Below are 14305 nucleotides of genomic sequence, written 5' to 3'. Positions count from 1 at the left end.
TTGTCCGCGCCGCTGGAGGGCTCACCTGGCGTCCCCACCACGCTTGTTCACGGAGGGTGAGTTATTCTTCCCACCTTTGGCCTGAGATGGCAGGCCTGTGGCATATTCCACAAGATCGGATGCGGCTTCGCACGCCCCGATCAGGTGAGCGATTGTAATGAACTTTCCGCGTTCTGGACCTTCCGGGATCACGCCCTTGTCAGCCGCTTGAAAGATGAGGAGGCCTTTCGGCTTCGCGCCGGCCCGGGTCGGCACGAAGAGGGCGGACTGATAACCGTCGACGAGCTTGATTCGACGGTTCTCCGGATCGTCGGAGATGTCTTTTACGCATCGGTCGTTCGCACCCAATGCAAGATCGATCAAGAATGACCCCGCACCCTCGTCTTCGCAATAGAAATCGGGAAGTTCCTCGGTTTCCATCGAAGCGTGGGTTTTGGTCAACCTGTCGCGCCCTTTCGGGTCTTGCGGGTCCCGCTCCAGGACGTAGAAGGCCGCGAGACATGGAGTATCGCCGGCCAGAAACGCTGCCGTCTGAACCAGACCTCGACGGATCTTCCCGTGCAGGTCAGTGGCTGTTGTCGACATGGACACCAGCGAAGCCAGGTTCTCGGCGACAGGGAGCAGGCCTGCCTGGAAGACGACGTCCCGCACCGTTCCGCGGTCTTCCACCGAAGGCAGCTCCGACGGAGGTTGTGCCGACGGAGCGAGGGGCGAAGCCTGCACCAGGAACGTCAATCCTGCGGCGGCGGCAGCCGCGGCCCCGCCAAGAACGAGGTAGACCGGATCAAGGTCTTGGCGATCATTCGAAATGACGCCGAACATTGCCGATGCCCCACTCAACAGCCCCACGAGGGCGGTGATCGTCGCCCTGAATCTAAAGGTATGGTGCATCCGAATTCTTCCTGTGTGGCGTACGCGAGTTCCACACATAAACACACCCCAGGGCTCAGCGAGGTTCCCAGCAGGGTAAAATTCACGCACATGGGTGACGGTGGAGCACAAACACCCCGCGATGTGCGCCCCCATGCCATGCGCGCCCCATTCGCAACCATGCACCGGCACCGGCACCAGCAGCCGATAGATATATGCAGCATGGGTGATATGCGGAATGAGTTTCTCCGTCGGGAGAAACCATTCACCAACTGCCGCGGATCATCTCCCTCGGGCACGGCAGGACGGATCGATATCGGTACTCATTGGTAAGCGGAGTTGGGGAGCCTCTTCAAACGACGGCCTCATCGACAAGGCCAGCGCCTACCCATTGCGGCACGCGTCGTCGCTGGTTCGAGTCAGCCCGTGGAGGAGGTGCCGCCGTCGCGGGCGTCGAGCAGCTCGTCCCAGTGCTCGGCCACCCATCGGCACTCGGCGGCCAGCGGTTCCAGCACACTGCGGCCCAGTGGTGTCAGCGCGTACTCCACGCGCAGTTTCGGGTCGGCGTGCACGGTGCGTGACACGAACCCGTTCTGCTCCAAGCCACGGAGCGACTGGGTGAGCACCTTCGGGGTGACACGACTCAGCGGCACACGGAGTTCGGAGAATCTGCGCGGACCGTCGTCCAGACAGCGGAGGACCATGCCCGCCCATTTGTCACCGAAGCGGAAAGGCAGCAGCGGGGACGGGCACAGCTCGTCGAACAAGTCGGCCGGCAGCGGTGCGCGTTGCGTCATTGAGGGGCTCCTGTCTCGGGTCTTGGTATCCAGTTGGTGACCGACCTTCTGGATACCTTCCGGAGCATCGACGCAACGGAAGGTATTCCGACGATGGGCAGGCTCGTGGCCGTCGGGGCGAGTGTCTGCACGATTGCTCCACAACCTCACCGGTCCGCACCCGCCCTCCTCTGACCAGTGACCGATGGCCGGTGACCGATGGCCGGTGACCGATGGCCGGAAGACAGTCGGCTCGCCACGCCTCAAGTCACCGTCGGATGTGCAGTCACAGGCGTTGAATGAACTCCACCATTTCGCTACAAAAAGGTAAGGCAGAAGATTATGCGTGCAGCCCGCTTCCATGAATACGGCGGAGCGGAGAGCCTGGTGATCGAGCAGGCTCCCGACCCCCACCCCGGACCCGGTGAGATCCGTGTCCGCGTCGCGGCGGCCAGCGTCAATCCCATCGACTGGAAGCTGCGCGCGGGCGCCCTGCACCAGCTGATTCCCCTGGAGTTGCCCGCCATCCCCGGGCGCGACGCCGCCGGCGTGGTCGACGAAATCGGTGACGGAGTGCAGGGGGTGAGCATCGGCGACCGCGCCTTCGGGCTGGGCGGTGTCACCGGTGCAACCGCAGAACTGGTCATCCTCTCCGCCTGGGCCCACACCCCGGACACGTGGAACGACGAGCAGGCCGCGGGCGCCGGCCTCGCGTCCGTGACCGCGATGCGTGGCCTGAACGCGCTCGGCTCCCTGGCGGGGCGCACCCTTCTCGTCGAGGGCGCCTCCGGAGGCGTGGGCAGCGCGGCGGTCGAGATCGCTGTGGCGCAAGGTGCCACCGTGATCGGGACAGCCAGCGAACGCAACCACGAGTTCCTCACCTCTCTCGGCGCCGTGCCCACCACCTACGGCCCCGGCCTCGCGCAGCGCCTCGGCGCTCTCGCTCCGCACGGCGTCGACATCGCGCTCGACACCGCGGCCTCCGGATCCCTGGAGGACCTCGTCGCGATCACAGGCGACCCGAAACACATCGCGACGGTCGCCGACCACGCAGGCGGGCAGCGCCTGGGCACGCATGTGGTCAACGCGGAGAACGACTCCACCCTCCTGTCGGCAGCTGCGGAACTGGGCCGACAAGGCCGCTACACACCCCGTATCGAACAGACCTACCCCCTGGAGCGGATCGCCGACGCCCACGCGCACGCCGAGCGCGGACGCACACGCGGAAAGATCGTGATCAGCATCTGAGACGGCGCACAGCGCAGATGCGCCGGTCCGCCGAGCGATGCTCTCGGCGGACCGGTGCTGGCTGCACAGGGCTGGCTGCACGGCGCTGGACGTCTGCTGCTTCCGGACGCGCGGGCCCGATGGAATCGCGATACGGGATGCCACGGATCAGCGGTCAAGAGCACGCAACGTGCGTTCGACGTGACCGCGGAAGTCCGCGGCATTGTAGTCGGTGACGGAGGCGGGAGCGGGGCCGGCGGCTGAGGCAGTGAGTTCAGCGACGGCACGGTCGACCAGTGCGGACTCAATGCCTGCCTGACTGTCACTGGCAATGCGGGCAAGCGCAGTGGCTGCCGCCCACCTCACCAGTCTGTTCTTGCCGTCCAGGTACGGAGTGAGGTCGGCAGCGTATGCCGGGGTACCGACGAGGCCGACGGCGACCAGTGCGGTGGCCACAACGACAGGATCGTGCTCACGCTCAGCGAGAGGGAGCAGGCGTGGCAGCATAGTGGGTGCGGACTCGGGGAACCAGGCAGTCAGATAGGCGATCCGGGTACGCAGGCGGGGGTCGCTGTCATCGAGCAGGGCCAGGAGACCGGGCAGTTCGGTGAGGACCGCGTCGTACGAGTGCAGGGCAGTCCACCGCGCGTCAGGCGAGTTCCCGGCTGCCACCCAGCCACGGATGTCCAGCAATTGCTCGCGTTGCTGCTCGTCCGTTTCGCCCGCCAGCTGCTCGTCGTACCAGGACAACATCTTTTCCGGGGAGCACTCGGACGCAGCTGCGCGCCAGGCCACCGTGTCGATGGTGGTGGTGAGCCGATGCTCTTCGTACCAGTCGACCGCCAAGCGGGTCAGCAGCCACATCGTGTCCTCACGGGCGGCCGGCGGGCCGGCCACCGCAATCCGGGCAAGGAACGGAACCGCGACAGGCGATGCCTGGTAACGGCTGCCCTGGTGGAAGATGTTGTTGAACAGGCTGCCGAACGCCCTCTCTCGTGCGGCCTCGTCGTTCCCGCACAGCGCACGTATCTGGCCGGGAACGTCCTCGGCCGACCCGTAAGCATGCGACAGGCCCGCCCAATTCACGTCGTCCAGGCCGACCAGCAAGGTCCCGTTCTCAATGATCATGACGGCAGCATGTCAGGAGGTCTGTGACGGACAATCGCCACTGGACGCTCGCGGAACGGTCCGGTCTACGCGGAGCCTTGACCGTCACGGTCGGATGAACAACCTCGGGCAGCCCCCGTCAGTTCCTGGACCGCGTCGAGCACCCTACCCACCACCTCGGCAAGGGGCCTGGACGCATTGATGACCGTCGCGCCGCTGCTTTCGTAGATCGACTGCAGCAAAGGGTTCCACTTCAGGGCCGCTGCGAGCTCTTCGGGATGTCGGCCGAAGGTGTTCGTGGTGCGGGTCGCGAGCCGGTGGCGGAGTGTGTCCTCGTCGATCACGAGGCACACGGTGAGGTCGAAAAGATCGCGGACGTCTGCCTCGTTCTCCGCCGACCCGCACAAGAACGCGACCTGGGAACGAGACTCCTCGACGAGCACCTCGACCCGCTCACGGACGATCGCCCACCCGTATCGATCGAGCCAACCCTCAGGAACCGGATCCGGAGGATCCACCACGACCTCCCCCGAAGCCCGGTCGATCCAGCGACTGAAACCATCATCATCGGCGTCGAGCGCGACATAGCCACGCGCCCGCAACACCCCACCGACCGTCGACTTACCAGCACCTGAATTACCCGTCACCCACACCAACGCCATGCCGACACTCTAGAGACATGACCACTCGCGCTGGCGACGCCAAACACCACCGGCAAACCGCGGATCGCAGGACCTCTCACCGGGATCGGGCTGAACAGCTGTGCCAGGAACCGGACTTGATGTGAGGGAAGTTGTCTGCCGCTTCTGTCCGATGCACGTCCTGTGACCCGCCTCGTCCAAACTGCCCCCGGCGCCAAGACGTCGCCGCACCTTTCCAGCGTGCCCAAAAGGACCAGGCCGCACCCGGGCAAAGGAGCGACACCCACGCCGTGCGCGCCAGAACCCCAGGGCCACCGTGGAGACCTGGTCGACGGAGTTGGCTTCGAGGACCGTGGGACTGACCGTGGTGTACGTGGTGACGCTTCGCCGTCCTGGGTCGCTCAGCGAGCCCCCGCAGCAGCGCCGAGCTGTTCGGCCAGCCGCTTGAGTTCGGCCGTCGCGGCAGGCGAAGAGTCACTCAGGCCGCTGTGCACCGCCGTCGGGCTCTTCAGGAAGCGCCGGAGGACGGCGACGAGAAACCCCTGCGGCAGAGTCCGCAACGCGGCGAACGCGCGAGGTACCGGCGGCTTCTCCATCGCGGCGAGGTTCTGCCGCATGAGGTGGAGCATGCCGCGGACCGCGTCCGGGTCGTCGGCCAGCGCTGTCGGGCCGCCCGCCGCGTGCACCGCCTGCCCGAGCGGGACCTCGAACGCGGCGTGCGTCCTGAGCCAGGCATCCATCTGCGGCTCGGCCTTGGCGTTGATCCCGGCAGTACGGAACGTCTCCACTATTCGTTCCAGTCGTGGGGTGGTACGGCCGTCGGGCTCGCCGATCGGCATCGCGACCCGGCGGGTGACGAAGTTGGTCCTGCGGTAGCGGACCACGTCGGCCTCCATCGTGCCGCCGGTCGCGGGGAAGCCGAGCAGCACCCGCTCGTGGCCGATCACCGCACCCAGTGCCTCCGGTCCGGCCGCCCAGTTGAGCAGGAACAGCACGTCGCCCTGAACACCGGCGAGCGATTCCAGCACTGCATCCACCTGGTGGGTTCGGACGAGGACGGCGATCAGGTCGTACCCGCTGTCCAGGTGCGCGACCACCGGTACCGGCACTCGCTCGACAGCGGAACCGTCTTCCTCCGCGAGCCGCACTCCGTGTTGGCGCAGCGCGGTCAGGCGCTCGCCCCGGGCAAGGAGCGAGACGTCATGGCCGGCCTTGTGCATGTGGGCGGCGAACAAGGTGCCGACGACCCCGGCGCCGTACACGAGCAGCTTCATGGCAGCCCTCTTTCACACGATCGTTTGAATCATACGTTCGTTTCATTCAAACATATGTAGAGTCCCTCGTGTGGCGACCCCAGACACCCGCACCCAGATCCTCGACGCGGCCGAACACCTCTTCGCCGAGCACGGCTACCGCGGCACCTCGGTGCGCGCGATCACCAAACTCGCCGGCGCGAACCTGGCCGCCGTCGGCTACCACTTCGGCTCGAAGGCGGAGCTGATGGCCGCGGTCGCCCGCCGCGTGATCGAGCCCATCAACGCCGCCCAGTGCACCGGGCTCGACAAACTGCTCGCTCGGACCCCCGACGCACCGGTCAGTGAACTGGTGGAGGCATTCGTGGGGCCGCTGTTCGACGAGATGCCGGCCGGGGACGAGGGCGGCGCCCGGACCTCCCGGCTGATCGTGACGATCCTCAGCGATCCGGCCGAGGAGGTACGCAGTTGGACCGGCGCGGCCGAGGCTTCGGTCCGCGAGCGTTACCTCGCGGCCTTCGCGCGCGTACTGCCCGACCTTCCCCCGGAGGAGCTGTGGTTCCGGATGCGGGGGATCCTTGCCGTGACGGCCGTCGACCGCCTCGACGCCCACCAGCAGCCCTCCCCCGGCTGTACGTCCCCGGTGGCGGGCGAGGCGGCCCGGCAATGGGCGATCACGTTCCTGACGGCGGCGATGAGCGCGCCACCGACCCGGACCTGACGACCCAGCACGGACGTCGGCGGCGCGGTTCAGGGGGCGCGGCACGAGGAGACCTGCCGGCTTTGCTGTCAGAACATAGGGCCCGGGTAACGACGGTCAACGCGGCGCAGGCTGTTCGATCGCGCCGCCCCGATGAGGTGTGGGGATGTAGCCCTTCGCCCCAGGGGGCAGAGTGTCCAGGCACACCTGGGAACAGGCGTTGACCAGCATTGGCAGAACGTCGGTCGCCACCGCCCGGGAGAGCCACGCCTGGTGCGGGCCTGTCGCCGGGACGGGCCCCGTGCAGACACTGCAGGTGGGGGCCGCGGTAGCGCCCCAGCGGGTGGGAGCCAGGCGCTCAAGGTCCAGGACCGTGTCGCCGGGCGGGAGGAGCCGCGGGAACGGCGACCGGTACTTGTAGTTGCCGTAGATCGAGCGCGTACTCACCGTGCTGCTCGCCAGCCGAGCGCACCGCGTGATCTCGTACGGGAACCAGTGCAGCCGTCGCGAGGTGTAGGGGCTGAACTCCTCCAGGCTTGCCATGCTGCCGATCTCCGGAGGTATCCGGACCAGGTTGCTTCCGTACAGCACAAGGGTCCGCACTGCCGTCAGCCGAGCGATCGACGCCGGCAGCGTCACGATCTGCCGCCGCTCCTCAGGACTCAGCTCGGGCAGCGGACGGAATTCCGACCGCCCGTCGGCCGCCGCCTCTTCGATCAGTTCCAGCAACCGGAGCCAGCCCGGCGCACTGGTGTCCTGGATCTCGGCATGGAAGGACGTCCTCGCGCCGGGGGAACTCACCCGGACCGGGCTGAAGCAGTGGCAGTAGTCCTGCGACACCCCGGAGCGGGAGTCCGCCGCCTCGGGAAAACGGTTCGGGAACACCTGCGCGGGTCGTTGTTCATCCGTCATGGCGCAACGATAGGGACGCGGCGTCCGGCACGGCACCATCCGAACACCGGCGAACGAAAAACGCAGGCAGGGCGTGTACCAGCGCTCAACACCCCAACTCGGCTTCACACCAAGCCTCTTGACCGGCGCCAAGCCTTTTGATCAGCGCTGCGCCGACGCCGTCCACGGCCCGCAGCCGGTCCCGCTCCCGCATGGCCCTCGACTCGCCCCCTCAGAGCGTCTGCCAGATGCGGGCCAGCGCCGACTCGGTGAGTACCTCTTCGGGGTGGCCTTGTCCGGCGAGGCGGCCGTCCTGGAGCAGGAGGCAGGCACCTGCCCTGCGTGCGACCTCCAGGTCATGTGTGGCCTGGACGACCGTCACCCCGTCGGCGACGAGCGCCGTCAGCAGCGTCTCGATGCGTTCCCTGGCCTCCGGGTCCAGGCCCGAGGTCGGTTCGTCGAGGAGCAGAAGATCCGACTCCTGTGCCAACCCCTGCGCGATGAGGGTGCGTTGGCGTTGTCCGCCCGACAGATCTCCCAGCTGGCGTGAGGCGAGGTCGCCGACGCCGAGCCGGTCGAGCGCGGCGTCCACGACCGTACGGTCCCGGCGGTTCAGTCGGCGCCATGGCCCGCGTCTGCCCCAGCACCCCATCTCCACGGTCTGCCGGACGGTGAGCGGCAGGCTGTCGCCGACGGCTCCGCGCTGAGGCACGAACGCGGGTTGCCGTTCCCCTGCGTGATGAAGTTCGCCGGATGTCGGATGGATCACACCGGCGAGCACGCCGAGCAGAGTCGACTTGCCGCTGCCGTTCGGTCCGACGAGTACCGTCATGGTCAACCTCGGTATCTCCGCGCTGAGTTGCCTGAGGACGGGGCGTCCCGGATAGCCGGCGTGCAGGTCGGTGAAGCGGACGTGCGGGGTCTGCGTCGGGCGTGCGGTGGGTGACTCGCGAGGTGTTTTGAACATGATTTTCATTGTAGTGTCCCCGGCATGGAATGGTTGACGGCCCCGTTCGAGGTGACCTTCGTGCAGCGAGCCCTATGGGGCGGAATCCTGGTGTCCGCGATCTGCGCGCTGGCGGGCACCTGGGTGGTACTGAGGGGGATGGCCTTCCTCGGGGACGCCATGTCCCACGGCCTGCTGCCGGGGGTCGCACTGGCCGCACTGTTCGGCGGAAACCTTCTGGTCGGCGCCATGGCCAGCGCCGCCGTCATGACAGCTGGGGTCAGCGCACTGGGACGTACGCGGAGGTTGTCCCAGGACACCGGGATCGGCCTGCTGTTCGTCGGCATGCTCTCGCTCGGCGTGATCATCGTGTCTCGGTCGCAGTCCTTCGCGGTGGACCTGACCGGCTTCCTCTTCGGTGACGTCCTCGCCGTCAGACAGCAGGACCTCTTCCTGCTCGCTGCGGCACTGTGCGCGGCACTGGTGGTGTCGGTCCTCGGCCACCGCGCCTTCCTGGCCCTGGCGTTCGACCCACGCAAGGCCCAGACCCTCGGGCTGCGGCCACGCCTGGCCCACGCCGTGCTGCTGGGTCTGCTCGGTCTCGCGATCGTCGCCTCTTTCCACATCGTGGGGACGCTGCTGGTCCTCGGCCTGCTCATCGCCCCGCCGGCCGCGGCCCTGCCCTGGGCGCGCAGCGTCCACGGGGTCATGGTCCGGGCAGCGCTCCTCGGCGCCGCCGCCACGTTCGGGGGCCTGCTGCTGTCCTGGCATCTGGGCACCGCGGCCGGTGCGACCGTCTCGGCCCTCGCGGTGAGCCTGTTCTTCCTCTCGCACATGGCGTCCGGCCTGCGCCACCGCGCTGCCCGCCCCTCCCCCGTTCCTGCCCTCGAAGCCAACTGAAAGAAGCCTGAGCGATCGTCATGACCGTCCGCAGAAACGTCACTCCGTGGGCTTCGGCCGCACTGGTACTCACCGCGTTGCTCGCCACGAGCTGCGCGCGGGAGAAGGACAACGACGCACGACCCGCGGCGAGTTCCTCGTCCCCCACAGCGCACGGGTATGTGGAGGGGGCGAAGGAGGCCGCCGAACAGCAGTCCCGCCTGATCCTCAACGACCCCGCCGACGGTGACAGCCGGGTCCTCGACCTCATCACCGGCAAGGTGCACAAGACGGCCGGGATCGAAGGTGCGAACCGGCTCGGCACGGACGGAAGGTTCGGTTACGTCCACACCTCCGACGGTACGCACGTGCTCGACAGCGGCGCCTGGACGGTGGACCACGGGGACCACGTCCACTACTACAGCGCGGCGATACGGAACGTCGGCGCATTCCCCGTGAGCCGCCGGGCGCAGGTGCGCAGTGATGTCGTCGTGACCGCGGTGACCGACACGGCCGGGAAGAGTCTCCTGTACGACCGGAGCAAGCTGGAGAAGGGCGAGATCGCCTCCTCCCGGACGCTGCCGGGCACCTACACCGGCGCCGTCGTGCCCTTCGGCGAACACCTTCTCGCCTTCGCCGACGAAGGCGACGCCGCGCAGCTCGTCGTCCTCGATCGCAAGGGCAAGCGCGTGGCCTCCCCGGGCGCGGAATGCGAAACCCCCAGGGGTGACGCCGTCACCCGACGCGGCGTCGTCCTGGGCTGCGCCGACGGCGCTCTGCTCGTCCGTGCCGAAGACGGTGCCTTCACTGCCGAGAAGATCCCCTACAGCGGAGACGTGCCTACGAACGAACGGGCCACCTCCCTCCGCCAGCGGCCCGGCAGCGACACCCTCACCGCACCGGCTGGGGACGACGCCGTATGGGTTCTCGACGTCACCGAACAGACCTGGACCCGCGTCGACACCGGGCCCGTCGTCGCCGCCTCCACCGCCGGAGAGGGATCTCCCCTGCTCGTCCTGGAGAGCGACGGCTCACTGCACGGCTACGACATCGCCACCGGAAAGCACATCGCGCGGACCGAGCAGCTCCTGACCGCCAAGAAGCCCATCGGCACCGACGACAGCGCGCCCGTGATCGAGGTCGACCGCAGCCGCGCCTACGTCAACGATGCCCAGGGCAAGAAGGTGTACGAGATCGACTACAACGACGACCTGCGCGTGGCACGCTCCTTCGACCTGGACATCGAGCCGGTCCTCATGGCGGAGACCGGCCGATGAAGTGGACCGCGAGGAAGCGACGCGTGCGGAAGCATCGCGTGCGGGTGTACGTGGCACGACTGCGCAGTCTCAGCGTCGGCCTGCTCGCCCTGATGTCGGTCGCCGCCGTCTCCGGCTGTACGGCCGAAGCGGATCAGCCCGGCATCGTGGTCACCACCAACATCCTCGGCGACATCACCCGGGAGATCGTGGGTGACGAGGCCGACGTGACCGTTCTGATGAAGCCCAACGCCGACCCGCACTCCTTCGGCCTGTCGGCGCTACAGGCCGCCGAGCTGGAACGGGCCGACCTCGTCGTCCACAACGGCTTGGGACTTGAGGCGAACGTCCTGCGCCATGTGGACGCCGCCCGCGAGTCAGGCGTCGCCACCTTCGCGGCCGGGGAGGCGGTAGACCCGCTCACCTTCCACACAGCCGACGACGGTGGTCCCACCGACGAGGATGGACAACCCGACCCCCACTTCTGGACCGATCCGGACCGGGTGCGCAAGGCCGTGCGCCTGATGGCCGACCAGGTGATCGAGCACGTCGACGGCGTGGACGAGTCCGTGATACGCGCCCGGGCCGACCGCTACGGCGACGAACTCACGGACCTGACCACCTGGATGGAGAAGTCCTTCGACCGCATCCCCGAGGACGGGCGCGCCCTGGTGACCAACCACCACGTCTTCGGCTACCTCGCCGACCGCTTCGACTTCCAGGTGATCGGTGCGGTGATCCCCAGCGGCACGACGCTGGCCTCACCCAGCTCCTCCGACCTGCGCTCGCTCACCGTGGCGATGCGACAGGCGGGCGTACGCACCGTGTTCGCCGACTCCTCACAGCCCACCCGACTCGCCGAGGTCCTGCGCACGGAACTGGGCGGCCGAGTCCAAGTCGTCGAGCTGTACTCGGAGTCGCTGACTGCGAAGGGCGAGGGCGCCGACACCTATCTGCGGATGATGCGCGCCAACACCACCGCCATGACCGACGGCCTGACCTAGAGCTTGGCTGATGACCTGACCTCGGACCTGGCCGAGGGCCTGACCGACGCCTCAAAGAGGGCTTGACGGTCGGCTGACTCCCCCACGTCACCGTCCCCACCACCGCACCGTCCGCATCACCACACCACGTCGACCACCGCGCCCCGTCGTCCACCGGCCGACGCGGCCGAAACCGTCCTGCATCACTGCCGCCACCGCGGCCACTGCCGCCACCGCGCGGCGAGAAAGGGAAACAACAATGAACAAGTCGATACGCACCAGAGCCCTCACAGGCACAGCACTCGCCCTGGCGGTGTCCACGGTTCTGAGTGCCTGCGGAGGAGAAGAGAAGGCCTCCTCCGACGCCAAGGCCGAGGGGACCCCGAGCTCCAAGCCCACAACCGCGGTGAACCAGCCGCTGGTGGCCAGCTTCGACGGTGGTCTGTACATCCTGGACGGCGAAAGCCTCGAACTGCGCAAGACCATCGAGCTCCCCGGCTTCAACCGGGTCAACCCCGCCGGTGACGAGGAGCATGTGGTCGTCTCCACCGACGCCGGCTTTCGCGTGCTCGACGCGGCCGGACAGGCTCTGACCGACATCGAGTACAAGGGCTCCAAGCCAGGCCACGTCGTGCGTCACGCGGGCAAGACGGTGCTCTTCACCGACGGCACCGGGGAGGTCAACGTCTTCGACCCCGCCGATCTGAGCAGTGGGAAGAAGCCGCAGGGACGCACGTATGCCTCCGCCGAGGCGCACCACGGTGTCGCCATCGAGCTGGCCAACGGCGAACTCCTCAGCACCCTGGGCACCGAGGAGAAGCGGACCGGCGCACTGGTCCTGGACAAGGACAACAAGGAACTCGCGCGCTACGAGAAGTGCCCTGGAGTGCACGGTGAGGCCGCTGCCCAGAACGAGGCCATCGGCGTCGGGTGCGAGGACGGGATACTCATCTACAAGGACGGCAAGTTCAGCAAGGTCGACGCCCCTGACGACTACGGCCGTATCGGCAACCAGGCCGGCAGCGACGCTTCTCCGGTCCTCCTGGGTGACTACAAGACCGACGCGGAGGCCGAGTTGGAGCGGCCCACGCGTATCTCCCTCATCGACACCGAGAAGAAGAAGCTGCGCCTGGTCGACCTGGGCACCAGTTACTCCTTCCGCTCCCTGGCCCGCGGCCCGGAGGGTGAGGCACTGGTCCTCGGCACGGACGGTGCGGTCCATGTGATCGACCCGGCGAGCGGGAAGATCGAAAAGAAGATCCCGGTCGTCGGCACATGGCAGGAACCGCTGGACTGGCAGCAGCCCCGGCCCACCCTGTTCGTCCGCGGCGCCACGGCCTACGTCTCCGACCCGAACAAGAAGGAGCTGCACTCCATCGACCTGGAGACAGGCAAGGAGATCACCTCCGTCACGCTGCCCCAGAGCACCAACGAGCTCTCGGGCGTCGTCGCCGGACACTGACGACGCACACTGTCCCCACGGTCGGCGGGCCGTGGGGATTCTGTCGCCTGGACAATTACGCGGAATTTTTGACACGGTGAGGCCGCCGGCCCGGCAAGCGAACGCGTAGCCGATGCCTTCTGGTGGTCCAGCCATGCCATCTGCCCGCCTCGCACCGGACGCTGCCGCCTTCTATGCCGCGCAGAGCGCCTTCTCCGACCCCAACGACCTCGCCCCGCTCTACGCCGACCTACCGAATGATGCGGCGCAACTCCCTTGCATGGCACGCAACCTGATGATCCATCGGCGGGAAGGCGAACCGTTCGGCCATGCCATCCCGCAGGACCGCCTGCACAACGATGCCGAGACGCGCTACCTCGACGACATCTTGCGGATCATCATCGAGCGGGACGCCGCCCCGCTGACGCAACGGCACGACGTTCGTGACCGCTTCGTCGGCGTCTGCCGCGACTTCGCGCTGCTGTACGGCTCAATCCTGCGGCACGCGGGCACACCGGCGCGCCTGCGGACCGGCTTCGCCGACTACTTCGGCTCGAACGGATTCCACTCCGACCACGTGGTCGCCGAGTACGTGGACCCGAAGGCGTTCGGGCTGCACCCGCCGCAGGAGGGGCCGATGTGCGGGGAGTGGTTCGTCGCGCACGACATCCGGATCGACCTCGCGGCGCTGAACAGGGTCGAGACGCTGCTGTGGGACACCTGGGGCGCGGAACCGGACAGCGACGAGAAGTTGACGGACACGATCCGTGCACCCTGCGACCAGGTCTCGCTGGTGACCTCCGATTACGTTCCCTTCGACGCGGCGCGGACGCTCTTCACGCAGAACGACGGGCTGCGCACATCAAGGACCGTGCTGTCCTTGGCTCCCTTCAACGGCCCGAGCCAAGTCACCCTCCGATCTGGGCTTGGCTCTTCGACGTCAGGTCGTCGGGGAGAGCGTCGGGGTCCGGGCTCCATGTGTCCTGTTGCGCTGCGGCCCGGTAGTGCGCCGCTACTTCGGCCCGTGTGCCGGGATAGGCGTACGTCCGCTCGGCGGACAGCACGACGTCGCCGCTGTCCGACCAGCAGCCGGCGTGAGCAGGGCCCTTCGACGACACTCAGACTCACGCCCCCTCGTCCTTGCCTTGCCGACTCCGGGGCATCAGCGCAATCCGAGATGTACTGAGCGTTCGCTAAGAACTTCGACGCAGGGGTGCCGTCAATCAACTCCCGCTGTAATACTGGCATTAGAGCTACCGCGGCAGGCATTGAGCATCAAGGAACACACCAGATTCCGAGTTCTACTGATCGATCGCTAAGCAGACGAAGGAGGGC

At 67.4% G+C, this 14305-nt stretch carries 14 protein-coding genes; 7 read left to right on the top strand and 7 right to left on the bottom strand.

Features of this window, described 5'->3' with window-relative positions; all coding sequences use genetic code 11:
* Positions 1 to 21: 21 nt before the first annotated feature.
* Complete coding sequence (locus ACFVH5_RS02415) at positions 22 to 891, bottom strand: hypothetical protein (protein WP_385831414.1); 870 nt, start codon at positions 889 to 891, stop codon at positions 22 to 24.
* Between the two features lie 398 nt (positions 892 to 1289).
* The gene (locus ACFVH5_RS02410) at positions 1290 to 1667 is read right to left on the bottom strand and encodes a winged helix-turn-helix transcriptional regulator (RefSeq protein WP_385831412.1); all 378 of its coding nucleotides are present in this window, start codon (positions 1665 to 1667) and stop codon (positions 1290 to 1292) included.
* A gap of 321 nt (positions 1668 to 1988) precedes the next feature.
* Here ACFVH5_RS02410 and ACFVH5_RS02405 point away from each other — a divergent pair, with 321 nt between their 5' ends.
* On the top strand, positions 1989 to 2894 hold the full coding sequence (locus ACFVH5_RS02405; protein ID WP_385831411.1) for an NADP-dependent oxidoreductase: 906 nt from the start codon (positions 1989 to 1991) through the stop codon (positions 2892 to 2894).
* Between the two features lie 147 nt (positions 2895 to 3041).
* On the opposite strand, the gene ACFVH5_RS02400 is transcribed toward ACFVH5_RS02405, so the two are convergent.
* The 3 genes from ACFVH5_RS02400 to ACFVH5_RS02390 all read right to left on the bottom strand — a co-directional run bounded on the left by ACFVH5_RS02400 (position 3042) and on the right by ACFVH5_RS02390 (position 5895).
* Entirely contained in the window at positions 3042 to 4001 is a 960-nt protein-coding gene (locus ACFVH5_RS02400) for a HEAT repeat domain-containing protein (protein ID WP_385831409.1), read from the bottom strand.
* Positions 4002 to 4066: 65 nt separating this feature from the next.
* Positions 4067 to 4642, bottom strand: coding sequence for a hypothetical protein (locus ACFVH5_RS02395; protein WP_385831408.1), 576 nt, complete (start codon positions 4640 to 4642; stop codon positions 4067 to 4069).
* A gap of 380 nt (positions 4643 to 5022) precedes the next feature.
* Complete coding sequence (locus tag ACFVH5_RS02390) at positions 5023 to 5895, bottom strand: ketopantoate reductase family protein (RefSeq protein WP_385831406.1); 873 nt, start codon at positions 5893 to 5895, stop codon at positions 5023 to 5025.
* A gap of 70 nt (positions 5896 to 5965) precedes the next feature.
* On the opposite strand from ACFVH5_RS02390, the gene ACFVH5_RS02385 reads away from it, so the two are divergent.
* A complete protein-coding gene (locus tag ACFVH5_RS02385; RefSeq protein WP_385831405.1) occupies positions 5966 to 6595 on the top strand; it encodes a TetR/AcrR family transcriptional regulator in 630 nt (209 codons plus the stop codon).
* A 96-nt stretch (positions 6596 to 6691) separates the two neighbouring features.
* Here the strand turns inward: ACFVH5_RS02385 and ACFVH5_RS02380 are convergent, their stop codons facing one another.
* Positions 6692 to 7486 (bottom strand): leucine-rich repeat domain-containing protein, encoded by a 795-nt coding sequence (locus ACFVH5_RS02380; RefSeq protein ID WP_385831404.1) that lies wholly within the window; start codon positions 7484 to 7486, stop codon positions 6692 to 6694.
* 211 nt (positions 7487 to 7697) lie between these two features.
* On the bottom strand, positions 7698 to 8441 hold the full coding sequence (gene aztA, locus ACFVH5_RS02375) for a zinc ABC transporter ATP-binding protein AztA (protein ID WP_385831402.1): 744 nt from the start codon (positions 8439 to 8441) through the stop codon (positions 7698 to 7700).
* A gap of 15 nt (positions 8442 to 8456) precedes the next feature.
* On the opposite strand from aztA, the gene aztB reads away from it, so the two are divergent.
* The 5 genes from aztB to ACFVH5_RS02350 all read left to right on the top strand — a co-directional run bounded on the left by aztB (position 8457) and on the right by ACFVH5_RS02350 (position 14156).
* Entirely contained in the window at positions 8457 to 9311 is an 855-nt protein-coding gene (gene aztB / locus ACFVH5_RS02370) for a zinc ABC transporter permease AztB (protein ID WP_385831401.1), read from the top strand.
* A 20-nt stretch (positions 9312 to 9331) separates the two neighbouring features.
* Positions 9332 to 10567 (top strand): hypothetical protein, encoded by a 1236-nt coding sequence (locus tag ACFVH5_RS02365; RefSeq protein ID WP_385831400.1) that lies wholly within the window; start codon positions 9332 to 9334, stop codon positions 10565 to 10567.
* A complete protein-coding gene (aztC, locus tag ACFVH5_RS02360; RefSeq protein ID WP_385831399.1) occupies positions 10564 to 11550 on the top strand; it encodes a zinc ABC transporter substrate-binding protein AztC in 987 nt (328 codons plus the stop codon). The genes ACFVH5_RS02365 and aztC overlap by 4 nt, the downstream gene beginning before the upstream one ends.
* 238 nt (positions 11551 to 11788) lie before the next feature.
* Positions 11789 to 12991, top strand: a complete 1203-nt coding sequence (gene aztD, locus ACFVH5_RS02355) for a zinc metallochaperone AztD (RefSeq protein WP_385831397.1) — start codon at positions 11789 to 11791, stop codon at positions 12989 to 12991.
* A 133-nt stretch (positions 12992 to 13124) separates the two neighbouring features.
* Positions 13125 to 14156: a transglutaminase-like domain-containing protein gene (locus ACFVH5_RS02350; RefSeq protein WP_385831396.1), complete on the top strand. Its 1032-nt coding sequence runs from the start codon at positions 13125 to 13127 to the stop codon at positions 14154 to 14156.
* The last annotated feature ends 149 nt before the right edge of the window (positions 14157 to 14305 follow it).

This window comes from Streptomyces sp. NPDC127119 (assembly GCF_042677425.1).
GTDB lineage: Bacteria > Actinomycetota > Actinomycetes > Streptomycetales > Streptomycetaceae > Streptomyces.
The sequence above is the reverse complement of the archived record's forward strand: the minus strand, read 5'-3'. Positions and strand labels throughout refer to the sequence as shown.